This window comes from Pontibacillus salipaludis (genome assembly GCF_014642405.1).
GTDB classification, from domain to species: domain Bacteria; phylum Bacillota; class Bacilli; order Bacillales; family BH030062; genus Pontibacillus; species Pontibacillus salipaludis.
Window position 1 is genome coordinate 1 of record NZ_BMIN01000026.1, and the last position, 24322, is coordinate 24322.

A 24322-nucleotide genomic window follows, 5' to 3' on the forward strand; every position below is an offset into this window, starting at 1 on the left:
GATCAAACTCTCCATAAAGTTAGAGTTTGCCTAGCATCAAATAAATGATTACTGGCTTTAAAAAATAATTTAAAGACATTGACGTTACATGTTGTTTCGTTCAGTTTTCAAAGATCAAATGTTTCTTTTTTGTTGCCCGCCGTTTAACAGCGACTTAAACATTGTATCATGTGGTTGATTTTGAGTCAATAACTTTTTTGAGTTTTTTTGATCTCTTTTTCTCAACCCGATCTCTTTCCTTTTAATAAGGGAGGCGATGCGTTTAGTGAACACTGCCTCGAAATCGTTTTGTTGTTTATGTCGTTTAACAGCGACTTAAATATCTTAACATGTGGTTGATTTTGAGTCAATAACTTTTTTGAGTTTTTTGATCTCTTTTTCTCAACCCGATCTCTTTCCTTTTAATAAGGAAGGTGATGTGGTTGGTAACCACGGCCTCAAGATCGTTTTGTTGTTTGCGTTGTTGTTAACGCAACGTTTAATAATGTACCACGGTAGACTTTAGTTACGCAAGGATTTTTAATAACTTTTTATTTTAAAGTTAATTCAAACGAGTCTGACATTTATAATGCGCAGTGACCTGGCAGTATTACTGCCGGTATATCTACTAAACATCTAATGACTTGTACTCAACAAAAACTCCCTCCTGTACATGCACAGGAGGGAGTTTCCTTTTATTAGTCACGGTTTCTCATTTGTGGGAATAGCAGAACATCACGAATAGACGGAGAATTCGTCAGGAGCATTACAAGGCGATCAATACCAATCCCCAAGCCTCCCGTTGGTGGTAAACCATACTCAAGAGCTTCTAAGAAGTCTTCATCCATTAAGTGTGCTTCATCATTACCTTCTTCTCTTTCTTTAACTTGCGCTTCGAAACGCTGGCGTTGGTCAATCGGATCATTAAGCTCAGAAAATGCGTTAGCGTGCTCGCGGCCTACTATAAACAGTTCAAAACGATCCGTGAAACGGCCGTCGTCTTTATTCTTCTTCGCTAAAGGAGAGATCTCAAGCGGATGTCCATACACAAATGTCGGTTGGATCAACTTATCTTCTACCCTTTGCTCAAAGAATTCATTTACAATGTGCCCGTAAGTCATGTTGTCTTCAATATCAATGCCATTTTCTTTAGCAAGAGCCCTTGCTTCTTCATCAGTCATCTCCTGCCAGAAGTCTACTCCCGTATAATCTTTAATAGCATCTACCATATGAAGACGAGTCCATTTTGGCTCAAGATTCACTTCATAATCCCCGTATTGTACTGTTGTTGTTCCCAAGACATCCTTAGCAATGTGGGCAATAACTTCTTCTGTAAGAGCCATCACATCATGGAAGTCAGCATAAGCTTCATATAGTTCTAACATCGTAAACTCAGGATTGTGCCTTGTTGATACACCTTCATTACGGAAAACGCGACCGATCTCATAGACCTTCTCCATACCACCAACGATTAAACGTTTTAGGTGTAATTCAATAGCAATGCGCATATATAACGGCATGTCTAACGCATTATGGTGTGTAATAAACGGACGAGCAGATGCTCCACCAGGAATAGCATGCATAGTTGGTGTCTCAACTTCTAAGAAGCCTAAATCATCGAAGTAACGACGCATAGACTGAATAATTTTACTGCGAGTCACAAACGTATCACGGCTTGTTGGGTTTGTGATTAAATCTAAATAACGTTGACGATAACGTTGTTCTACGTCTTTCAGTCCATGGAATTTCTCAGGTAACGGACGTAGGGACTTTGTCAGCATATGAAATTCTGTTGCTTTAACAGAAAGTTCACCTACTTTGGTCTTAAACATCGTACCCGTAACCCCTACGATATCTCCCATGTCTGCTGTACTGAAAAGCTCATATCGTTCTTCGCCTACTGTATCTTTGCGCACATAAATTTGAATCTGACCCTTCAGATCTTGCAAGTGAGCGAAGCCAGCTTTCCCTTTACCGCGTTTAGTCATAATACGGCCGGCTATGGTTACTTCGATCGCTTTCTCTTCCAGTTCTTCTTTAGAAAACTGATCGTACGATTCTTTTAAGTCTTCTGATAAGTGCGTACGTTCATACTTATCACCGAAAGGATCAATCCCTTGTTCATTATATGACGCTAGTTTCTCGCGACGTACTCGCATATGGTCATTCAATTCTTCTGTCATGTTTATCACTCCAATTTATAGCTTGTCTAAACAAAAAGTATAATTATCCATAAGCTTCATATATAAAATAAGATAATGGATGGTATACTTCCTCTTTGTAACATTACGAACCCATCATTCGTGCTCTTTAGATCTTCTACATGTTTGTTAAGGATAGCGAAAAGCTGTCAGCGGGAAATAGCTTCATTTATACGCTTATGAAGATTTCCTCTTCTGTTAGATCTTCATACCTATTTAATCCCTAGGGGCTAATTCTTGGAGGGGAATCTTAAGTTCAATTGAGATTTTGTTGATAACTCTTTCGTTTGGTAATCGAGCCCCTCTTTCAATCTCACCTAACACAGATACCGATATCCCCAATGTCTTAGCAAAGCCAGCTTGAGTATAACCTTTCAACTTCCTATAGGCTCTTATTCGTTTACCCCATTTTTCGGCTTCCATTTCGCAATTCCTTCTTTCTCCTCATCCGCTAACGCAGCTAGTAAATCTGAAACAGATTCATTGATAACAGGAACGATTAAATTTGGAGCAAGCTCTGCCATTGGCACGAGTACAAAGGCTCGTTCATGTAATCTAGGATGTGGTATAACTAATTGTTCTGTTTCAATATTCTCTTGATTATATAATAAAATGTCAAGGTCGATTGTACGAGGCCCCCATTTAATCGTTCGTTCACGACCAAGTTCCTGTTCAATCTCCTGGCATACTTTCAATAGTTTAAAAGCAGATAATGAAGTTTGAATATGAGCTACCATATTTAGAAAATCACTTTGTTCAGTATAACCCACAGGGACTGTTTCATAAATAGGAGAAGCTTGTAAAACTTCAATATCCTCTTGGGCTGCCAATCTATTTATGGATTTTTCAAGGTAATCAGCTTTAGGGGGAATGTTCGAACCAAGTGCAATATATGCTTCCTTCATCTAGTTGTTCGCTCCCTATAAATTTCGATTGCCACAGAATCGTAGTGACCAGGGATTGGTGGATCAGGTTTAACTACCGTCACTGTACATGCTTGAAGCTTCTCAAAACGTGAAAGCAATTCTGAAGCAATGGTTTCAGCCACCGTTTCAACCAATTGCTTGGCTTCCCCTTCAACCACATCTCTTGTTACTTCGTAAATGTGACCATAATTAATACTCTTTTCCATATCATCCGTTTGACCCGCTTCTTTTAAATCCAACTCCAAAGCAAGATCTACCTTAAAGCGCTGCCCCAACTTATTCTCTTCCGGAAATAAACCATGGTAACCGTAAAACGACATCTGCTTTATAAGTATCTTATCCATCATCGCTTCTCCCCTTCTCAAGCATTTTATCCATCATTTTCGTCATTCTTGCAATTGATTTCACATCATGAACTCTAACAAGTTTAATACCTTGGGTTATACCATAACAAACCGTAGCCCCTGTACCTTCCATGCGTTCCTCAACTGGCAGATCAAGAGCTTGACCAATAAAGGATTTTCTTGAAGTTCCAAGTAGAACAGGGTATCCAAGTGACGTGATTTCACTTAAGTGGTTCATTATAAATAGGTTTTGGTCAGGAGTCTTCGCAAATCCTACACCTGGGTCTAATAGGATGTTTTCTTCCTTCACCCCAGCTTCCTTAACTAACTCAACACTTTCTTTCAGGTCTTTTTTCATATCTTCTATTACATCTGTATAGTTGCGATCTTCACGATTGTGCATAAGAATAATAGGCACTTGGTATTCAGAGGCAACTTGAGCCATTTGCCGATCCTTCTTAGCTCCCCATACATCGTTAATAATAGAAGCCCCAGCTTCTAACGCTTGCCTAGCTACTTCTGCTTTATACGTATCAATCGATATCGGTATAGTAACTTCCTTCTGTAGCGCTTGAATGATGGGGATCACCCTTCTTAACTCTTCGCTTTCAGTTACTGGCTCGTGTCCTGGTCTCGTAGATTCGCCGCCAATATCTATAATGTGAGCCCCGTCTTTTTGCATTTGTATGGCTTGCTGCACTGCAGCCTCCACTTCATCATACTGCCCACCATCCGAAAAAGAGTCAGGGGTAGCATTTAAGATTCCCATGACAAGCGTTTCTTTCTTCATATCATACGTCTTCTCTTTTGTGCGAAGAATGGTCACTTTTCATAACTCCTTTTACTCCGGTTCTTTATTTCTATTCTATTGTACACAATCTAAGCAAGATAATCACACTGATAAAATTGAACCACAAAAAAATCCCCCTTCCTACAAAAGGAAGGGGGACAGTATTATTAAGATTGATCAAACTGATATAAAGGTGTCGACAAATAGCGTTCTCCGTTACTTGGCACAATAGCAAGCACTTTCTTACCTTTGCCTAGTTTCTTAGCTACTTCTTTCGCTGCATAGATGGCCGCTCCGGTAGAAACACCCCCGAGAACCCCTTCTGTTTTAGCTACTTCTCTAGCTGTTTCATAGGCTTGGTCGTTTGTTACCTGAATAATATGGTCGTATACGTCTGTATTCAACACCTTAGGGACAAAACCAGCCCCAATTCCTTGAATTTTATGAGGACCCGGGGATCCCCCTGATAATACAGGCGAGCTATCTGGCTCAACAGCATATATTTGAATATCTCTATAGGCATCCTTCAATACCTTTCCAGCTCCTGTGATTGTACCACCTGTTCCAATCCCTGCGATGAAGGCATCTAACTGCTCTCCCATTTGTTCTACAATTTCAGGACCTGTTGTCTTCTCATGCACTTTAGGATTAGCCTCATTATTGAACTGCTGAGGCATAAAGTAACCGTGCTCTTTCTGTAACTCTTCGGCCTTCTGAATAGCGCCCTTCATACCTTCACTGCCTGGTGTCAATACTAACTCTGCTCCATAGGCTTTTAAAAGGTTTCTTCGTTCTTCACTCATCGTATCAGGCATTACAAGAATCGATCGATACCCCTTAGCAGCCGCTACCATTGCAAGACCGATACCAGTGTTTCCGCTAGTAGGCTCAATGATCGTATCACCTTCTCTTAAGCCCCCCTCTTGTTCTGCCGCTTCAATCATCGCAAGCGCGATACGATCTTTCACAGAGCTTCCAGGGTTCATGTATTCCAACTTCACATAAACATCCGCACTGTCTTCATCCGTGATACGGTTCAACTTTACAATAGGCGTTTTTCCGATTAGATCCGCTACTGAATTTCCTATTCTCATCATTAACACTCCCAATCCCAAGTAATAATATAGGCTTACAATTAATTTAAGAATATTTTTCTAAAAAGTCAAACAAAAAGAATCTCTATAAAGTATATCGGTCTGTCTAAAAAAAAGAAGCGATTCGTTAATCGCCATATATCCAATCCACTCCAACTTCTTTCCAGAGGGGACGCGCCGATAACGAATCACTCACATAATCAAGAGCAATTTCTCTTTTTATCTGTTCTTTTATTTCTTCATAGGTGAAGGTGATGGAAGGGAGAGTTCGGTGCAGTTGCAACAAAACGTAACCCTGGTGCGTACGGAAAGGTTCACTAACTGATCCAGAGGATAAGCTTTCCGCCTGATCATAATATAAAGAAGGTAAGTACTGGCTCTCATCTGAAAAGTAGCCAAGATACCCCCCCTTATCTTTGGTAAACGCATCCTCAGTATATTCTCGGGCTAACATGCTAAATTTCGCCCCATTATCAAGTTCTTCTTTTATTTTCATTGCCACTTCCTCTGAGGGGACAACAATATGCGAAAGTTGATAAGTGGTGCGAAATTCGTATTGATCTTTATGATCTTCATAAAACGTTTTGATTTCTTTTTCGCTAATCCCAATGTCTTTTGTTAAGAGATCTTCTAAATAATAGCGATAGCGAACATCATCTTCCCACTGTTTTCGCTTTTCTTCTATTTCTTTCTCTTCCATTACAGGAAGCATCGTCTCCATTAGCGCAAGCTCACGTTGGATGAGCTTGCTCGAAATCTCTATCTCATATTCATTGGCAAGATTAAAAACCACTTGTTTGTCGATCATATTCATCAATATGTCTTTGCCATGTTGCTCTTGAAGAGTAGCCATCCACTCTCCATGATGAACCTTTTCTTCCCCAACAAGAGCTACCGGTTCTTCTGTTGCCTCTACAACCGGAGTCAGCTTATTCGTGGAGCTTGTTAAGCTTTGTTCTTTCGTACTCACCCAAACCAACAGGGATGTTAAATTTGTGATAAATAGAACTACAATAATTCCCCACAAAAGCTTTCTCGTCATCCCAACCACCTTTCCCTAGTTGTCTACCTTATTGAGTTATAAGTGCGCGGAGTTGATCCTCCGTGAAATGATAAGCTTCATTACAGAAATGACAATGCGCTTCTGCTCCATGATCTTCTTCGATCATAGCTTGAAGTTCATCATTACCTAGTCCTTGAAGAGCCTGCTCTAAGCGTTCGCGTGAACATTGACATTTAAATTGAACTGGCGATTTACTTAATATCTTCATCTCGCCACCATCTAGAAGTTTTTCTAGCATCTCTTCGGGTGTATGGCCTTCATCGATTAAACGCGAAACCTGAGGCAGTTCATTGATCTGTTGCTCAATCTTTGAAATGGTCTCATCATCAGCACCTGGCATGATCTGAATAATGAAACCGCCAGAAGCTTTGATGGTTTGATCCGGGTTTACTAACACACCCGCACCTACTGCTGATGGAACCTGTTCAGAATTAGCGAAGTAATAAGTAAAGTCTTCCCCAATCTCCCCAGATACAATCGGTACTTCCCCTGTAAAGTTATTTTTTAGTCCTAAATCCTTTACAACACTTAGTGTTCCTGTTGTACCTACCGCACTCCGAACATCTAGCTTTCCGTTATTATTTAAATCAAAATCTACGTGAGGGTTGGATACATACCCGCGTACATCACCATGAGCTGTAGCATCTGCAATGATTGCGCCGATCGGTCCTCCACCTTCTACTTTAATCGTAAGCTTATCGTCACCTTTCATCATAGAACCCATCATCGCTGAGATGGTTAAGGTGCGTCCAAGTGCAGCTGAAGCTGTTGCATACGTATCTTGACGACGTACCGCTTCCCCTACTGTTTCCGTTGATTGTATTCCATATGCACGAACCATACCATTATAGGCGGTTGCTCGGATTAAATAATCGCTCATATTATTTCATTCTCCTTTTCATTTTCGTTATCCTGCTTCATGCAGTAAATCCACATACCCTAAACAGATATGTACGAGTTATTCTATAAATGGTTTATCATTATTTATTTAAAATAAACGATATTGATCATTCATTTCAACAAACGTACTCACTACTATTGTAAACGAAGGGAAAGAACTTAGTCACTTATAGCGATTCTGCCACTCAATTACTTCACCACACACAAAAGCTGCTTCAGCCATGGTAGGCTGAAGCAGCTTATGAGTGATTAGTCGTTTTTCTTATCGTTTTCTTCCTCATCCGTTTCAGATGGTTCAGATTTACTTAAGTCAGTTGGTTGTTTCTTATTAAGATCCGCTTTAGGCTCTTCCTCTTCTTTAGACTGAATGTTGACTTTTACGTCTTCTCCAGACTCCGATTTAGAAGAATAAGTTGGATCATCATAACCTTCTGGTAAAACGCCTTTATCAAATAGAGAACGGATTTGTGCTGCATCTAACGTTTCAACCTCAAGAAGCGTCTTAGCAATTACATCAAGCTGCTCCTTGTGTTCTGTCAGGATGCCTTTAGCACGGTCATACTGTTCTTTAATAATACGTTGAACTTCTTGATCAATTTCATACGCAATCTTGTCACTGTAATTCTGCTCATTCTGGATGTCGCGGCCTAAGAACACTTGTCCTCCGCCGCCTCCTCCGAATTGAAGCGGTCCAAGCTTAGAGCTCATACCGTATTCAGTAACCATTTTGCGCGCAATACTTGTCGCACGTTGGAAGTCGTTAGAGGCACCAGTACTTACTTCGCCAAACATGATTTCCTCTGCGACACGTCCGCCGAGTAGACCTGCGATCTTATCTAGAAGCTCAGGTTGAGTCATCATGAAGCGATCTTCCTTAGGAAGCATAACTGCATAACCACCAGCTTGACCACGAGGCACAATCGTTACTTTGTGTACCATATCAGCCTCATCTAACACCATACCAATAATGGTGTGTCCACTCTCGTGGTGAGCAACAATATTACGTTCTTTTTGAGAGACCACACGGCTCTTCTTAGCAGGACCCGCAATGACACGATCAATTGCTTCGTCTACTGATACCATATCGATCTTTTCTTTGTCGGCACGAGCAGCTACTAACGCAGCTTCGTTTAACAAGTTCTCAAGATCCGCCCCAGAAAATCCTGGAGTACGCATGGCGATTGTATGAAGATCAATTGATTCCTCATCAAGCGGCTTATTACGAGCATGTACTTGTAGCACTTCTTCGCGTCCTTTTAAGTCCGGACGGTTTACGGTAATTTGACGGTCGAAACGTCCTGGACGGAGTAAGGCTGGGTCAAGAATATCAGGTCGGTTGGTCGCAGATATGATAATGATTCCTTCATTTGCTCCGAAACCATCCATTTCAACGAGTAATTGGTTAAGCGTTTGTTCACGTTCATCGTGACCTCCGCCTAAGCCTGCTCCACGTTGACGACCAACAGCATCAATTTCATCGATAAAGATAATACATGGTGCGTTCTTCTTCGCGTTTTCGAAAAGATCACGTACACGAGAAGCACCAACACCAACGAACATTTCTACGAAGTCTGAACCACTGATTGAGAAGAACGGTACGCCCGCTTCTCCGGCTACAGCGCGTGCTAGTAACGTTTTACCTGTTCCTGGTGGTCCCACTAGTAGAACACCTTTTGGAATACGTGCACCAATGGAGGCAAATTTACGAGGGTCTTTTAGGAAATCAACAACTTCAACAAGTTCTTGTTTCTCCTCATCTGCTCCGGCTACATCTTTAAAACGTACTTTCTTCTTCTCTTCATTAAATAATTTAGCCTTACTTTTACCAAAGTTCATTACTTTGCTTCCGCCACCTTGAGCTTGGTTCAGTAAGAAGAAGAATAAAATGAAGATAATTACAAACGGAATAATGGAAGTGAAGAATGTCACCCATCCACTAGGCTCTTCCGCTTTCTCAAAATCAACTGTTTCAATTCCTTGTTGCTGTGCAGCATCTGTGACTCGGTTAACGATTTGTTCGTTATCCGGGATTGTAGCTGTATAGCTTTGCTTTTCCTCTTCGCCAGACGAAACCAAGTCACCAGTTACCTTGTAAGCATGGTTCGTATATTGAATGTTCATGGTCTCTATTTGACCATCGTTAAGCTGCTGAACAAATTGACTGTATTTTAATTGTTCATCTTGAGAAGTATCTCCTCTGAATAGACCAACAACTCCTATTACCACTAAAAAGATTAGCGCATAGAAGATGGTATTACGAAATATTCGGTTCATTGCCTACCTCCTCCCAGGCGAGAAAACTATAGTAAATAGTACCATATGTGAAAGAACTTACACAACTAATTACCCTTACAGAGTAAACGTTGTCAACAGATTGTCATCCTTTACTAAAGGAACAACCCAGTTTGGTGCATTATATGAATAAAACAAGGGTTTATTCTTACTGGTCCCCACCGTAAACGGCTGGTTTTAAGACACCAATGTATGGCAGGTTACGATACCTCTCTTGGTAGTCTAACCCATAACCTACTACAAATTCATCAGGTACCTCAAATCCTGCAAGATCCGCTTTAACGTCACCTTTACGCCCTGATGGTTTATCAAGAAGGGTCACAATCTTGATGGACTTAGCTTTACGGTATTTAAACAAATCAACAAGGTAGCTTAAAGTCAAGCCACTATCGATAATATCTTCGATAATGAGAAGGTCCCTTCCTTCTACCTGTGTGTCTAAATCTTTAACAATTTTCACTTCACCTGATGACTGCATTGTACCGTTATAACTAGATACATCCATAAAGTCCATTTCCAAGTATGTGTCCATACGCTTTAATAGGTCAGACATAAATGGCATGGCACCTTTTAGAACACCAATTGCTAGAGGGAACTTGCCTTCATAATCTTCAGACAGTTGTGCTGCGAGTTCTTTAACTTTTGATTGTAGTTCCTCCTCGGAAATTAAGACTTTTTCGATATCATTATGCATTTTCCATCCTCCTAGAAGTTCTTGTGATTCTCATAAGTAAGATGTAACCAGATCGGGTGTTGTTGATTAACTGGAATGTTTGCTTCTTTTAATGAAACGACCCACAGAATTTGACCATTCGCATCTGTAACAATTGGCCAATTGCTGCGTTGTTCATTAGGGATCTTTTCATCAATAAATAAGTCTTTCACCTTTTTACGCCCTTTCATTCCTTTAGGAATAAATTTATCGCCCGGCTTTCTCGTCCGAACGATGAGAGGTAAGGTTACGTTACTTATATCACAAGCAAAATGATGGCTTTCTTGACCCCTATTATAGTCGTCATAGTCGGCATAAATATAAGCTCCATCAGGCAAAACCAATTCCCCTGGCACGTTTAGCAAATAATGAAAAGGGACCGCTTCCTGCTTCTTAAATGTAAAAGCGATATTCTCATAAGAACGAACAACAGACAGACCTCTCGGCAAATGCATCATTGCTTGCGGGGTCTCATCTCTAACTATTCGTATGTATTGCTCCCAATGATGATAAGTTACATCAAAAGAGGGTTCTTGATACAGATAGTTTAATATTAAGTGAAAGGTTCTCCTTTGTAAAGGTGAAGGAACGTTTAAAAAACCACTTCGATTAAACTTGATCTCCTGATTTTTTTTATGAATAAGAGATGAGTCAAAAATCTTTTTAGCTTCCTGCATCAAATACGCCTCATCATCACGCTGGTATTCTTGAAAATACTGCATATGTTCATGAACCTTCGGGTTGTGAGACTTGAGCACGGGTAATACGTGCGCTCGGAATGAGTTCCTTGTATAAGCTGTCGTTTTATTCGACTCATCTATACGAGGACTAATCCCGTTCTTCTCACAGTAGGATTCAATTTCTTCTTTCGTCACACACAAAAGCGGTCGAACAATCTGACCCACGCTAAACGGTCGGTACACAGGAATGCCGCGAATGCTACTTGGCTCCGCTCCCCGGGTCATTTCCATCAGGACCGTCTCTACCTGATCGTCGCCATGGTGCCCCGTGGCAAGGTACGAAGCATTATGCTTTTTCATTTGATCTTCAAAATACTGATATCTCAGCTTCCTTGCCGCTTCTTGTGTTCCAACCCCGTATAGCTCCTTATATGCTGGCACATCTAACGTAACTGACTCACATTCGATATTCCACTTCTTACAGATTGAAGTTACATAATGAACATCCTCCTTCGAGTCTACCCCTCTCAAAGAATGATCAATCGTTAAAACTACAATATGAAACCCAAAGCGATCCATTCTGCTTTTTAAATAATGCAGAAGAGCCATGGAATCAGGCCCTCCAGATACAGCTACTAATACGGTAGAATTCAGTGAAAAAAGCTGATGCCTTTGGACAAATTGATCGACCTTTTGGCTAAACAATTGCCCCAACTCCGTTCTATTTATTCTTTATATGCCATTTCTATCCTACCATTTATAATTCAACCACTGCAAAACGTAAGATTCATTGTTTTAAATCCACTGCATCACTACATACATCATATAAAATAAGCAAACCGTCATGACGATTCCAACGATCTCCCACTTATGTGCTGATGTAGAAGCGCCTGAATAAGGAACCGTTGCAGTTGGCTTCTTTCGGGATGGTTGAACAGAATGAGATTGTTTTCTGCCAGCTCTTGTATTTCGTTTGCTTTGGGTTGGGGAAGCTAATAACAAAGATGTTAACGCATCTTTCATTTCTGCAGCAGAGTTGTACTCCGAACGTAGCGCCTTCCCAAGGATCTCCTGGTATGGAGCTATGTTATTCGCCTGCTTTAATTTCATAAACAAGGCTCTCTCAGGATGTGTGCCTCTTTCAAAACGACCAGGGTACTCAATTTGTAAAATAACCATGGCAAATGCGAATAGATCATATTGAGGATCAGCTTTCCTCGACCCCATCCCCCAATACCCTCGATCATAAAACTCGGTATATTCTTTAATAGCTCTTCCCACTTGAGTTGTGCCGCCAACATCTAACCAGCGCATCCTCGCTGGGGGAAACGTGACCAGTAGATTATCAGTTTTGAGATCCCCGAACACCCACCCAAATTGATGGAGATGCTCTAAATCTTCTAATAGTTGAACCGCAAGAATGCCTACCCACTCAAACCCATGTTCCTGAACAAAACGATTTAGTTCTTTACCTTTAAGGTATTCCATGGCATAGAAAGATACTTGAGATCCATCTTTTAAAACCCAGTCATCCACATCTAACAAAGAAGGTCCAAGTTTATGGTCCTGGACCTTTTGTAATGTACGTAATACATTTACTTCAGTCGTAATGGAAGAACTATTGTGTCCGAATTTAATGGCTACCGATTGACCATTCTCAGTAGCTAAATAAACAGTACCCATAGCCCCGGAACCTAATTTCTTTACAATGGTATACGAGCGGTAATGCCATTTTCCTTTAATGACAGTTCCAGGGGATAAATTAATACCCTGACTCTTCCACATCGGTATCTTCACGACCTATTAAGTTACGCAGGCTTCTCTTCTTCGTGAATTGTTGCATGGCTTCTCTTAAGGCCGGGCCGGTTGGTGTAATCCCTCCGCTCGTCAGTTTTGGAAAGACAGAGGAGATCGAATCAAGCTTAGGCGTCCAATCCATAATCTTATCCATCTCTTTACGTTTACCAGGGAATGTATAGATCGAGAAACGATTCTTCCCCATCCGAGCGTTTAGGCTAAGCGATAAATCAAACAATGAATCTCGAACGGTCGGCAGTTTATTGTGCATACTCGCACTTGTATCAACCAACACCAATACTTCTAAATCACATGTTTCACCTAAATCCTCTACAACTTCCATGATTTCTCCGCGCTTTTCAGGAGGAAGATCTTCAATCTCTTGTTTCGCCCCAAGGATTTGTTGCAATTCTTGGTTTACAACTCCTTGAAGAGTCTGGGTCATAGCTTGTTTGGTTACCATCTGAACGGTCTGAGACAAAGACTTAGCATATACAATTTGGCTTACGCCTCCTCCGCTCATGGCTATTTCCTCGACCTCTTCTAACCCTTCTGGTTGCTCAGATTGCTGATCTTCTAGAATTCCAATCACATTCACTGTCACCCCTTGCTGATAAGCCAACGTTGCCACAGCAGCCGGATCTTCACCTTGATTCGAACACCCATCAGTTATCAAAAGAATTTGCTTCAATGTTCCTTTATTCATGAGATATCTCCTCCTCCATAAACTACTACCATCTTCGACTAGATTCATTGCTTTTATACTAGTAAGTTCCAAAAGCGAAAGCACCATGGTATCCCGATCAGCTTAAGACAACCTGCTCACAGAAGGGATTCCCCCTATGAGCAGGTTATCTTAAGTCTCGAAGGGATTGGTGCTTGAGCTAGTCGTTACAAAAGCGAGGGGTCTCGGGAAGCTAGCCAAAAAAGAGTACCTCTTTCCAAAAGGTACTCTTTTTCATTTATTGTGCCCGCCCCATTACAGGGATGTTAGCCCATTGCGGTACATTATGATTTATTCTTGCAACCACGACTGTCATATCGTCCTCAATAGCACCCGAACGGGTTCTGACCACTTCCTCTAGTAACAGATCAGCTACGTCCTGAGGATCTTCGGTTTCCATATCTCTAATTTTTCGTTTTAACCACATATCAATATTCTCTACGTGCTTAGGTCCTTCAAAAATCCCATCACTCATCATAATGAGTAAATCCCCTGGCTTCAGTTGATCACTGACAACCTCCACATCGAATTCTTGTATAATTCCCATAGGAAGATTACTGGCTTCTACTTTGCTCAACTGATCTCCTCTCTTAATAAAACTAGGTGTGGATCCGATCTTCAGAAACTTTACAGCAGCATCTTGAAGATCAATAACCGCTAGATCTAGAGTAGAAAAAATTTCATCAGTTGTTCGGAGAGAAAGGATCGAATTAATAGATTTAATCGCTACCTTCTCCTCAATCCCAGATTGTAAAATTTGCTGAAGAAGCCGCAACGTTTCCATACTTTCTACATGAGCTCTTTCTCCGTTCCCCATCCCATCACTAATTGCAACAGCATACTTACCCGCTCCAAGCTCCATAGTTGAATAACTGTCTCCAGAAACTAAACCACCGTCTTTAGCAGCGTGAGCCACCCCAGTATCAATGACGAATTTCTTTGTTGATCCGAATGAAAATGACCCATACCCATTAGGGAAAGGTGAGATCTCCTCATGCTTAACCATAATGGTTTCATTTAAAATTTCGGATAACACCGGAGCTATAATCTTCGCCCCTTCCCCTTTATAATCATAGAAGGAAAGAGTCATATCGATATCAATATTGCCCGCCTCCAAGCTATAAACCTCAAGCTGTTCAATTTCGAACCCCATCCCTTTTAAAGCTTGGACAATTTCTTCTTCCTGTAACTCATGATTCTCCCGTTCTTTTAATATTTCCTTCGCGAAATCTCCCATTACTTCCGATACGCCATTAAGCTGGTCTGCAACAAACCTCCTACTTTCTAACACTTGTTTTTTCAAACGCTGATTGGCTTGAAAGAATGATAATTCATGGTTCATCGTTTCTATGACCTTTTTAGACTTCACACAATGCTTCTCAAAATCTGCTTGAAGTTTCCGTTTGTGATGGAACGTTCCTGCATCTAATTCTGTCATCATCTCTTTCATATAACCATAAGTCTGGTCAAACTGCTGTGCCCAGCATTTATCCTTCTTGAAACATGATTGGCACGTTTTCTCGGTAACATTGCTCAGGAAATAATCGGTTTCCTTGCTTTCTTGTTCTTCATCCATATGGTGCTGGACTTGCGCAAAGCTCTTCGAAAGCGCCTGAAATACACTCGAGAATTGCTCCACTCGATTGGCCGTTACGTTACGGATCTTCTGTAAGTATTGCTCCTGTTCTTGCGAATGTTCATTAGTACCAGGGATATACCTGGCTAAACTACGAATCCATTTTTCAGGTGTTACAAAAAAGAGGAGAACAGCTACAGAGGATTCAAGCATCGATGGGGCAAGGGACCCTAACCCTTCTCCATATATACCGATAAGCATCGTACCAACAAATAAGCCGACCCCTACTCCGATTTTTTTCCCGTCTTTTAACAAGCCCCCCAATAATCCTGAAAAAGCCAATAAACTCATTTGATATAAACTAGCTACGTTTGCAAGACTTAAGATTAAACCGGTTACCACACCAACAGTGGAACCTATAGCCGCTCCTCCTATATACGCTAACCAAAGGACCAGATACCTAGACAACGTCTGCTCAAGTGAAATATTGTATATTTGCCAACCAATCGTTCCGGTGAGCACGGAAGCTAATAAAATGATCATGCAAACAATTTCTTCGTTTTTTAACGATTGTTTATATCGTTTCGGTGATAACAATGGAATGCTCTGCATAAAGATAAGTACTAAGATTGCACTCAGGCTTGCTTCTACGATTGCTAACATCCAATCATAAGGTTCAGCCGGTTGAATAAGGGTGTACGCCACGACCCTTGGAGCTAGACTTGCCATAAATACAACAAATGGTAAAACCTCTTGTTGTTTCTTCATTCGTTGAAGCACGAAAGCTAGCAAAAAGAAACTTAGCATAGCAGCAAATACATATAGACTGTGTTGCCAATGATAGGTTAGCGATCCGCAAAGAACAGCGGTCATAACTTTTAACGACTTATCTTTTCTCATTAGCCATACAGAAGCGAGAAAAGAAAGGGCAAAAGGCGATACTGACGAAAGAACAATTGCTCGTCCTAACAAGAAGCCAACAATCCATAAAAGCCAGCCACGCTCGATCATGAAGATTTTCGCCTGCTCCCCCATCCTCCGCTTCCAATTTTCTAAAGTGGCTAATCCCATCCCACTCATTTCCTTGACTGCTCGTTTGGTTAAGATCTCCATTTAAACACTCCCCCTTAGTGATTTATTTAATCACACAGGACTAGCTTTTTTTGTCAAAACATCAGAAAGAAGTAAATAAAAGTTTCGACGGCTTTCTATACGGGCGGGCTTGTTTCGGCAAATTGTTTGATCCTTTCTCACAACCCTTCTCATTCCCCTGTCGGATTCCCTTATCTTATTTCAAAATGAAGCGGTAAATATTCAAAAAATAATGACATTAATAAAATCCGTTGACACTTCGACAATGGTCGTGTAATATATTGCTTGTGACTTCGGGATAAACATTTCGAAACAACAAAGTAAACACTCTTTACTACATAGTAAAAACATGGCGGTGTAGCTCAGCTGGCGAGAGCGTACGGTTCATACCCGTGAGGTCGGGGGTTCGATCCCCTCCGCCGCTACCATATTTTTTTACTGTATAAACCAACGGCCCGTTGGTCAAGTGGTTAAGACACCGCCCTTTCACGGCGGTAACACGGGTTCGAATCCCGTACGGGTCATCATCCGAATTCTTGTCCTACCACACAACAGTGTGGATTTTTTTACATTTATGTGAAATAGGATGACAGAAAAAAGCTGCTTCTTCTTTAAGAAGCAGCTTTTTTTATGGTTGTTGAACTTTCTCAAGAGCAGCTTTCACAGATGAAAAGGATTGGATGGAGTCTAAGTTAACTTGCATACGAGCTGACCTCATAGCAAACTCCGGTGAAATTCCGGCAATAATAAGTTCTGTTCCGAGTAGTTGCAACAAGTCGTTTAGTCTGTAAATCCCCCGAATAACTTCTTCATCAAAATCAATGAGTCCAGACAGCTCTACAATTAGCTTCTTATGTTTTAACGCCGTCATCTTTTCAGCTATATGGTTAGAAATTAAGGCAATTCGATCTCGATCCATATTCCCTATAAGGGGTAAAACGGATATATCATCTGTAAGAGGGACAATAGGCGTAGAGAGCGCTATAACCTCATTCATTGATGTCGTTAGGTCTTCTTCTGCTTTTTTCTTATCAGAGACGTCTTTTTGAATCCCTATAAAGTAGTATCTACCTTTCTCTTCTACATAAATCGGGTCTATATGTAGCTCATTCCAAAAAGCTTCTCCGCTTTTCCTGTAGTTTAATACAGTAACAGCAACAGACTCCTCATTAGAAATGGCTTGTCTTAATTGATTAACCTGTTCTTCCTGCGTCCTCTCTCCCTGAAGAAATCTGCAGTTACGCCCTAAGATCTCGCTTCTATGATAACCAGTTATGTGTTCAAAGCCTTTATTAGCATAAATAATAGGATTATCGGGCTGTCCAGGGTCTGTAATGGTAACACCGACACGTGTATGATCAACAGCTTTTTCTAACAGCTTGTTGAATATATAGTCTTCTACTATGTCTTCCACCTATAAAACCTCACTCTCATCGTTTTATGTATCTTAATAGTATCAAAACTTTACATTAGGAACCAAATAAACATTCTCTCTCCATATAAGCCGGACTTAAAGCTGAGAGAATGCTTCCGTTTGCTAAAATTGAGAATAAGGTGGTTCGGGAAATCACTCGCTTTCCGCGGCGAGCTGGGAAGCCTCCTCGTTCGCTATGCTCTCTGCGGGGTCTCCCCTAGGCTTCTACTGCCGCAGGAGTCTCGCAATTTCCCGAACCACCTCTGCCATATATTGAGTGAACGGAAGCATGCCCAATAGGGGAGGGCAAATTGTTAGAGCCCATTCATGCTAGAGCTGAGGGGACGTTATACAACTTCTGATAAGGGGTGTCTGGGGAACGGGGAGACTCCTGCGGGAGAAAGAGGTCGACGAGACCCCACAGAGAGCGTATGCGAACGAGGAGGCTCGACAGCTCGCCCGCGGAAAGCGAGTCGTTCCCCAGACACCCCCTACCACTCAATAATCGTAACGGCCCCACACACTATAACATGCTTCAGTTTCGCGCCTTCGAGACTACTGGCCTATTCTTGAACGAGCGTGGGATGGACAATAAAAAGTGACCAGCTCTAATGAGCTGGTCACTTCCTTTATATAAGAACGTTCAATTCATAATGGTTGCTCATAGACAGCAAGTTAGCCTCGTTTAGCACCTCGACCTCCACGTTTTGATTCCGTGTGCTTTCTTAAAGATGCAAGCTTTTCATCACTATCTTTAAGGAAACGATTCATTAACGAATCAAAATTCTCAGGGCGCTGGTTACCTTTGTTGCCGTTGCCTTTGCCTTTTCCGCCGCCTTTGTTATGGTTGTTGTTGTTGCGACGCTCACGGTCACCTTTGTAGTTGTCTTTAGCTTTCTTAATAGACAAACCGATCTTACCGTCTTTCTCCACATTAATCACTTTTACTTCTACTTGGTCGCCTTCACTTAAGTGATCATTAATGTCTTTTACATAATTATCAGCAACCTCACTAATGTGAACCAAACCAGTTGAACCATTAGGTAGTTCAACGAATGCTCCGAAATTAGTGATACCTGTTACCTTGCCCTGCAACTTGCTGCCTACTTCAATTGACATAAAAAAATTGCTCCTCCTTATGAATTTCAAAAAGTATCATTCTTATATATTATATATAAGCCTTAAAAAGAGTGTCAATATGAGGGACCATTATCAGGGATTTTAAAGATAATTTCGCCTTCTTTTGAGAAGAAATAATTGGTTCTCGCGATCTGCAAGACATATTCTTCATCATTTAAGAGCTTAATTTCTTCTTTAAAATCTTTTTCCTGCTTCTCTAAGAGATCCATTTCCTCTTGCAATTCTTCATATTTGGCTTGCTTCTCAGCATAAAGATTCCGTTGTTGAATATGGTAAGTCAGTAATCCACCCAATAAAAGAAGGGATGCGATTGTAAACAAAGCTAATCGGCGAATGAGCCGCTTCTTCTTTTTATGTTGACGCTCTACGTATGCATCGTACTGCTTTACATATCCCGAATCTATCTTTGCAACCGAATCACGTTGATCCTGCACGATGATAAGCTACCTCCTTTTTTGCTGGATATTCCCCCACCATTTTAGTATTATATTCTTCATTTTACTATAAAACCCTGCTACGTCTAGTAAGTATTTTTTCACATTTTTCGGCATCAACTTCCATGTTATGCGCCCTATCAACTGGAATGGGTATAGCAAAATTTTCAATAGGAATAGAATAATGGCTAGTAAGGTTGTCCATAAAAGGAGAATTAGCTTCGTTACTGTAATCACTATAAAACGAATTGGACGAACAATAAACACCGTTACAACCCGTGTAAAAAAGCGAATAAGTCCTGAAATGATCTTAATTAACCTCTCTAATACTTTTTTATAGGTTGTCCTAAACAAGGCTTGGTATGCAGCATAACCACACACCACAGCCAGTACAATATACAGACGTAATTCTCCCTGATTCGCTAAAAATAGAAAATAAAACAAAACCAACCCTTGTAGAATCCAAAACAAAATCTCGAAGGAATACCTCATGATCAGATTAGACTTCCATAAAGGCTCAAATCTTTTAAATGTATCCATAACCATACCCAAGTATACGCCACTACTAAACATAATGACCATTGTAAAAAACTGCGTATCTAAACTCATTTAAACATTTTGCTAAAGAATCCTTTAGCTTTCTCCTGTTGCTGTTCGTCTAAATAGGAGAGTTCATACACCTTTCCTTTAATCGATACGATCCCTTGCTCTACATCTAAATTCTTCATTTGAAGATTCTGCCCTCGGACGACTAAATAGCCCATATTTGTTTGTAATAAAAATTCCTCAGCATCGAAACTATCTACCTCTTTAACCCCGGTAATCTCTAAGTTACGTCTATTATTCATCTTCACATGATGATCACCTTGTCCTCTGGTCCCCGTCCCCTGTACATCTTTTTCATAATACTCCATATATCCACCCCTCCCCTTATCGATACCAATCTATGAGTGAGAGGTTTCAAATATGTACAATCCCTTATAAAAAATGTTCGGAACAGAATGGTTACGGAGAAGAGGTTCTCATTGTTAAACACTCTCCCTATTAAAAGATTACGAAAGGAAATAGATAACCGATATCATTACATAAAAAAGACGCTTCACTCCACCACAGGAGTCAAAGCGTCTTTTTTCGCTCTCATTTTCAAATTACATGACTACACTTCTTGTTCACTAATGATTTTATATAAAGACGATGCTTCATCTTTCTTTACATTTTCACGTAAAGATGTGACCTCTAGCGTTAATTGCTTTTGTCCAAAACGGATCGAAAGCTCGTCCCCTACAGACACATCTGTAGAAGCCTTCGCCGTATTACCGTTTAGTTGGATCCGACCTTGATCAGCTACTTCTTTCGCTAATGTACGTCGTTTAATCAAACGGGATATCTTAAGAAATTTATCTAGTCTCATGTTATTGCTCTCCCTTCTCTCTGTTCTTCGCTTGAACCCAATAATAGTCTAGCTGTTCTAACGTCATATCTTGCATAACTTGACCCTCGGAAGTAATCACTGCTTCCATTTCTTTAAAGCGCCGTTCAAATTTATCATTGGTTCTTTGTATCGCAAGTTCTGGATTTATTTTATAGTAACGGGCAAGATTTACAAACGCAAATAAGATGTCTCCATATTCTAATTCTTGATCAGAAAATGCCTCAGACCGTAAACTTTCTTGAAACTCATTCATTTCTTCTTTCACCTTTTCCCACATTGGTTGTGGATCATCCCAGTCGAATCCTACTTTCTTCGCCTTTTTCTGTAATTCCTGAGCTCTCATAAGCCCAGGTAATGCCTCTACTACTCCATCTAACACCGAGGGTCTTTCCATACCTTTTTCATCGTTCTTGATCTCATCCCAATTCTTAATAACCTGTTCAACATCATCTGCTTGTCGATCTGAGAAAACATGTGGGTGGCGACGGATCATTTTATCCGTTAAAGATAGAATTACGTCATCGATCGTGAAAAATCCTTCATCTTCGCCAATTTGACTGTGTAGGAGGACCTGTAAAAGCACATCTCCTAGTTCTTCTATGATCCCTTCATCATCTTGGTCATCAATGGCTTGTATAAGCTCATAGGATTCCTCTAGTAAATAAGGTCGTAAGCTTTCATGTGTTTGCTTACGATCCCAAGGACACCCATCTGGTGCGCGAAGAGCTGCGATTACGTCGCGAACCCGGAAAAACTGATGAGCGAGCTGTTCTTCTGAAACAGGGGGAACATACACACTTGTTAAATTGCTCAGTTCTACTTCATGATCAAGTTCACATAGAGGTACTTGTTCTATTCGTTCTTGTTTACTTCCTACAGCATCTACAATATAAACAGGAAACTCAGGAGGTAAATCTTCGAGCAGTGACACCTTCACCTCTGAGGCAATCATTTCATCATACACCTGACAAAAGACGGTGTGCTGGCGATGTTCTACCATGCTTCTTCTGAATCCTGTAGCATCGATAAACTGAAACCCTTCAATAGGGTCAATTTGTAAACTTGTAAATAAGTCATCTAAGTAGCTTTGTCCACCCTCAATTGACACTGAAACACGTTCTTTTCTTTCAGCTATTAATAATAGCTGTACGGTTTTCTCAGCAAGCATAGGGTGACCTGGGACCACATATATAAGATCGCGACTTTCCGCTTCACGAATTAGCTGTTCCACGATCGTTTCATATACATCACCAAACTGCTCCTGTTCTTCATACACACGATCGAACGATTTGAACGTAACCCCTTCACTTTCTAATGCCTTAATGACCGGATGATCAAGGGTGCGCGCATATCGGGCTCCCTCACCTTTTACAAGTGTTCTGTATACACCTAATGGCAACTGTTCAAGGTCGCCTGCACCAAGACCCATAATTTTAATATGATTTGTCATCGTCATGACCTCCTTTTAGTGAGTCGTTTTAATTTAGTTGATTTCGGAAAGTAATCTAATTCTTTGTCAGTAAAAGCGCCTGTTTTAAGCAAACTCACACCATAACTTACAGCACCTAACCCAATTGTAAGGATGCAATATCCTACATAATCTTGTCTTTGTTGCATCTCTATGAATTGCCTATACGCTCCTCCTGTAACGAATATAGTCGCCGTCATTACCCCTAACGAGAAGAAGGTAGCCCTCCAAGGTATGTACGCTCTTAAAGAGAAAGGAATTCGTTTTTTAAAGACAAGTATATTACTCAAAAAAACGACGCAAATACTAATTAACGTTGCAAGACCGCTCCCTGCAAGGCCCATTTCCGGGATAAGTATCATGTTTAACATGACTTTCACAATCATCCCAATTGCCACAGCAAAAGCTGGCAAGAAAACAATCCCAAACCCTTGCAATAATGAAGATAGTGTTAAAGTCATCGATGCGAAAACAATGACAATCGACAATACCCTTAGAGCAATAACTCCTTCACTGCTTTTAAAGAGCAAAATGTTCACTTCAGGTAGCACTAAAAACAAACCGACTGAAGCTGCAATAGAAATCAGAAAAGAAAGCTTCATCGCCTGTCCGGCATTCTCTTTGACCTCCGTTGTTTTGTTCTCCAAGCGCTTCTTAGTGACAGAAGGAACTATAGCAAGAGCTAGTGAGGATGCAAGAACGGTTCCTAATTGCAAAAGCGGATATCCCCGATCAAAGACTCCCTTCATTTCTTGTGCTTCCTCTAATAGAAGCCCATAATCCTTCAAGGAGGAAACCATGGTGAATGCATCCGCAAATTGCATCAGCAACAACAGCATATAATTCACACAGAGAAACAAGCCTGATAGAACCATCATCTTTAAAATTTCGCGAATTGGAATAAAAGAAGCAGAAGGATTGAGGAGTAAGGATCTATGCTTTGTAATATATAAAGATAATACCAGACATGCCGCAAGTCCTCCTAAAATGGAACCAAAAGCTGCGCCAGATCCTACGTAATAGTAGCTATAACCATTGCCTACGAAGAACAAAGTAGCTGAAATAATGACAAGAACTCTTACCACCTGTTCTACCATTTGGGACACAGCTGTCGGCGTCATTTCGTCTATCCCTTGAAAGACACCTCTTCCTATTGAAGTAAACGGAAGGAGTAAAAATACGGTAGCTGTCACACGCAGAGGCATACGCAACCTTGGATCCCCCATAAATGATGCAATAGCAGAGGAACCAAAGTAAAAAACAGAAAATAGCACAACGCTAATCCCTACCATAACGATAAAAACCGGCGCATAGAAGCCCCGAACCGAAAGTGACTCCCCTCGAGCCCTGGCTCTTGCTACAAGAGACGAGATTGCCACCGGAAACCCGTATATTGATATCATCCAAGCCATCCCTAATATCGGATAAACTTGTTGGTAAATATAAAACCCTATATCCCCCGCTATATTTTGAAGTGGGATACGATAACCAGCACTTAATACCTTTCCAAATAAACCAGCTAAGGTTAATAAAAGTGCCCCTCTCATCAATCTTTGTTGCTTATTATGTACTGCCATGAATGTATCCTTTCTAAACCTTTCCATTCTCATGATATAAGTATGTATGAAAAAAGGAGCCTACGCAAATGAGGCTCCTCGCTTTCATTCTATTCCATTTGTTTTGCCAGAAAACTTGCGGCTGTTTCAACCGCTTTCTGTTCAACATTGGTTAACGCTTCTCCTTCTTTCGAAAGAATCATTACGCATCCAATTGGATCTCCGCCAGAAATAATAGGACCTATTACGTACGAGGAGATTGTCTCATCAATACCATCCGCAATTTCAATGGTTGTTTCATTTGATTCTGTTAAGACGACGCGATCTTGAATGGCTTGTTCAACTTTTTGCCCTATGCTTTTATTCAGATACTCTTTTCTCGAGCCACCTGAAACAGCAATAAATTCGTCACGATCACAAATAAGGACAGGATGACCAAGTGAGTCAAATAGTGCATCAGCATATTCCTTTGCAAAATCACCGAGTTCGCTAATGGGTGAATACTTCTTTAAAATAACTTCACCCTCACGATCTACAAAGATTTCTAAAGGATCCCCTTCTCTAATACGTAGGGTTCTACGAATTTCTTTCGGGATTACAACCCGACCTAAATCATCAATACGTCTTACGATACCAGTTGCTTTCATTCCATGAAGCCTCACTTTCATCTGATGATTATTCTCTTGGTGATGTGTTATCGCTTCCTGT

At 40.8% G+C, this 24322-nt stretch carries 23 protein-coding genes and 2 tRNA genes; 2 read left to right on the forward strand and 23 right to left on the reverse strand.

Features of this window, described 5'->3' with window-relative positions:
- Positions 1-677: 677 nt before the first annotated feature.
- The 14 genes from lysS to spoIIE form a co-directional block, all read right to left on the reverse strand.
- Positions 678-2162: a lysine--tRNA ligase gene (gene lysS / locus IEW76_RS19460; RefSeq protein WP_188656045.1), complete on the reverse strand. Its 1485-nt coding sequence runs from the start codon at positions 2160-2162 to the stop codon at positions 678-680.
- Positions 2163-2396: 234 nt separating this feature from the next.
- Positions 2397-2603 carry a helix-turn-helix domain-containing protein gene (locus IEW76_RS19465; RefSeq protein ID WP_188656046.1) on the reverse strand — a complete coding sequence of 69 codons (207 nt, stop codon included), beginning with the start codon at positions 2601-2603 and terminating at the stop codon, positions 2397-2399.
- Positions 2573-3085 (reverse strand): 2-amino-4-hydroxy-6-hydroxymethyldihydropteridine diphosphokinase, encoded by a 513-nt coding sequence (gene folK, locus IEW76_RS19470; protein ID WP_188656047.1) that lies wholly within the window; start codon positions 3083-3085, stop codon positions 2573-2575. The genes IEW76_RS19465 and folK overlap by 31 nt, the downstream gene beginning before the upstream one ends.
- Positions 3082-3450: a dihydroneopterin aldolase gene (gene folB, locus IEW76_RS19475; protein WP_188656088.1), complete on the reverse strand. Its 369-nt coding sequence runs from the start codon at positions 3448-3450 to the stop codon at positions 3082-3084. The genes folK and folB overlap by 4 nt, the downstream gene beginning before the upstream one ends.
- Positions 3443-4240, reverse strand: coding sequence for a dihydropteroate synthase (gene folP / locus IEW76_RS19480; protein WP_188656089.1), 798 nt, complete (start codon positions 4238-4240; stop codon positions 3443-3445). Before folP ends, folB begins: the two co-directional genes overlap by 8 nt.
- Positions 4241-4407: 167 nt before the next feature.
- Positions 4408-5337, reverse strand: coding sequence for a cysteine synthase A (gene cysK / locus IEW76_RS19485; RefSeq protein WP_188656048.1), 930 nt, complete (start codon positions 5335-5337; stop codon positions 4408-4410).
- Positions 5338-5461: 124 nt separating this feature from the next.
- A complete protein-coding gene (locus IEW76_RS19490; protein ID WP_188656049.1) occupies positions 5462-6376 on the reverse strand; it encodes a peptidylprolyl isomerase in 915 nt (304 codons plus the stop codon).
- A 28-nt stretch (positions 6377-6404) separates the two neighbouring features.
- Entirely contained in the window at positions 6405-7277 is an 873-nt protein-coding gene (gene hslO, locus IEW76_RS19495; RefSeq protein WP_188656050.1) for an Hsp33 family molecular chaperone HslO, read from the reverse strand.
- Positions 7278-7546: 269 nt separating this feature from the next.
- A complete protein-coding gene (gene ftsH, locus IEW76_RS19500) occupies positions 7547-9571 on the reverse strand; it encodes an ATP-dependent zinc metalloprotease FtsH (protein WP_188656051.1) in 2025 nt (674 codons plus the stop codon).
- 166 nt (positions 9572-9737) lie between these two features.
- The gene (gene hpt / locus IEW76_RS19505; protein WP_036787165.1) at positions 9738-10283 is read right to left on the reverse strand and encodes a hypoxanthine phosphoribosyltransferase; all 546 of its coding nucleotides are present in this window, start codon (positions 10281-10283) and stop codon (positions 9738-9740) included.
- A gap of 11 nt (positions 10284-10294) precedes the next feature.
- Positions 10295-11686, reverse strand: a complete 1392-nt coding sequence (gene tilS / locus IEW76_RS19510) for a tRNA lysidine(34) synthetase TilS (protein ID WP_188656052.1) — start codon at positions 11684-11686, stop codon at positions 10295-10297.
- Between the two features lie 90 nt (positions 11687-11776).
- Positions 11777-12766 (reverse strand): serine/threonine protein kinase PrkT, encoded by a 990-nt coding sequence (prkT, locus tag IEW76_RS19515; protein ID WP_188656053.1) that lies wholly within the window; start codon positions 12764-12766, stop codon positions 11777-11779.
- Positions 12744-13484 (reverse strand): VWA domain-containing protein, encoded by a 741-nt coding sequence (locus tag IEW76_RS19520; RefSeq protein WP_188656054.1) that lies wholly within the window; start codon positions 13482-13484, stop codon positions 12744-12746. Before IEW76_RS19520 ends, prkT begins: the two co-directional genes overlap by 23 nt.
- Positions 13485-13740: 256 nt before the next feature.
- Positions 13741-16191, reverse strand: a complete 2451-nt coding sequence (spoIIE, locus tag IEW76_RS19525) for a stage II sporulation protein E (RefSeq protein ID WP_188656055.1) — start codon at positions 16189-16191, stop codon at positions 13741-13743.
- A 330-nt stretch (positions 16192-16521) separates the two neighbouring features.
- Here spoIIE and IEW76_RS19530 point away from each other — a divergent pair.
- A tRNA-Met gene (locus tag IEW76_RS19530) sits at positions 16522-16598 on the forward strand.
- A 24-nt stretch (positions 16599-16622) separates the two neighbouring features.
- Positions 16623-16694 (forward strand) — tRNA-Glu (locus tag IEW76_RS19535).
- Between the two features lie 104 nt (positions 16695-16798).
- On the opposite strand, the gene ytvA is transcribed toward IEW76_RS19535, so the two are convergent.
- The 9 genes from ytvA to spoVT form a co-directional block, all read right to left on the reverse strand.
- Entirely contained in the window at positions 16799-17584 is a 786-nt protein-coding gene (ytvA, locus tag IEW76_RS19540) for a YtvA family blue-light photoreceptor (protein ID WP_188656056.1), read from the reverse strand.
- Between the two features lie 675 nt (positions 17585-18259).
- Positions 18260-18703 carry a S1 domain-containing RNA-binding protein gene (locus tag IEW76_RS19545; RefSeq protein ID WP_188656057.1) on the reverse strand — a complete coding sequence of 148 codons (444 nt, stop codon included), beginning with the start codon at positions 18701-18703 and terminating at the stop codon, positions 18260-18262.
- A 74-nt stretch (positions 18704-18777) separates the two neighbouring features.
- Complete coding sequence (locus IEW76_RS19550) at positions 18778-19158, reverse strand: FtsB family cell division protein (protein WP_188656058.1); 381 nt, start codon at positions 19156-19158, stop codon at positions 18778-18780.
- Between the two features lie 9 nt (positions 19159-19167).
- The gene (gene yabQ, locus IEW76_RS19555; RefSeq protein ID WP_188656059.1) at positions 19168-19767 is read right to left on the reverse strand and encodes a spore cortex biosynthesis protein YabQ; all 600 of its coding nucleotides are present in this window, start codon (positions 19765-19767) and stop codon (positions 19168-19170) included.
- Complete coding sequence (yabP, locus tag IEW76_RS19560; RefSeq protein ID WP_036787189.1) at positions 19764-20072, reverse strand: sporulation protein YabP; 309 nt, start codon at positions 20070-20072, stop codon at positions 19764-19766. Before yabP ends, yabQ begins: the two co-directional genes overlap by 4 nt.
- Positions 20073-20314: 242 nt before the next feature.
- Positions 20315-20569 (reverse strand): RNA-binding S4 domain-containing protein, encoded by a 255-nt coding sequence (locus IEW76_RS19565; RefSeq protein ID WP_036787192.1) that lies wholly within the window; start codon positions 20567-20569, stop codon positions 20315-20317.
- A 1-nt stretch (position 20570) separates the two neighbouring features.
- Positions 20571-22040, reverse strand: coding sequence for a bifunctional methyltransferase/pyrophosphohydrolase YabN (yabN, locus tag IEW76_RS19570; RefSeq protein ID WP_188656060.1), 1470 nt, complete (start codon positions 22038-22040; stop codon positions 20571-20573).
- A 2-nt stretch (positions 22041-22042) separates the two neighbouring features.
- Positions 22043-23635: a putative polysaccharide biosynthesis protein gene (locus tag IEW76_RS19575; RefSeq protein WP_188656061.1), complete on the reverse strand. Its 1593-nt coding sequence runs from the start codon at positions 23633-23635 to the stop codon at positions 22043-22045.
- 89 nt (positions 23636-23724) lie between these two features.
- Positions 23725-24261, reverse strand: a complete 537-nt coding sequence (spoVT, locus tag IEW76_RS19580) for a stage V sporulation protein T (protein WP_188656062.1) — start codon at positions 24259-24261, stop codon at positions 23725-23727.
- Between the last annotated feature and the right edge of the window lie 61 nt (positions 24262-24322).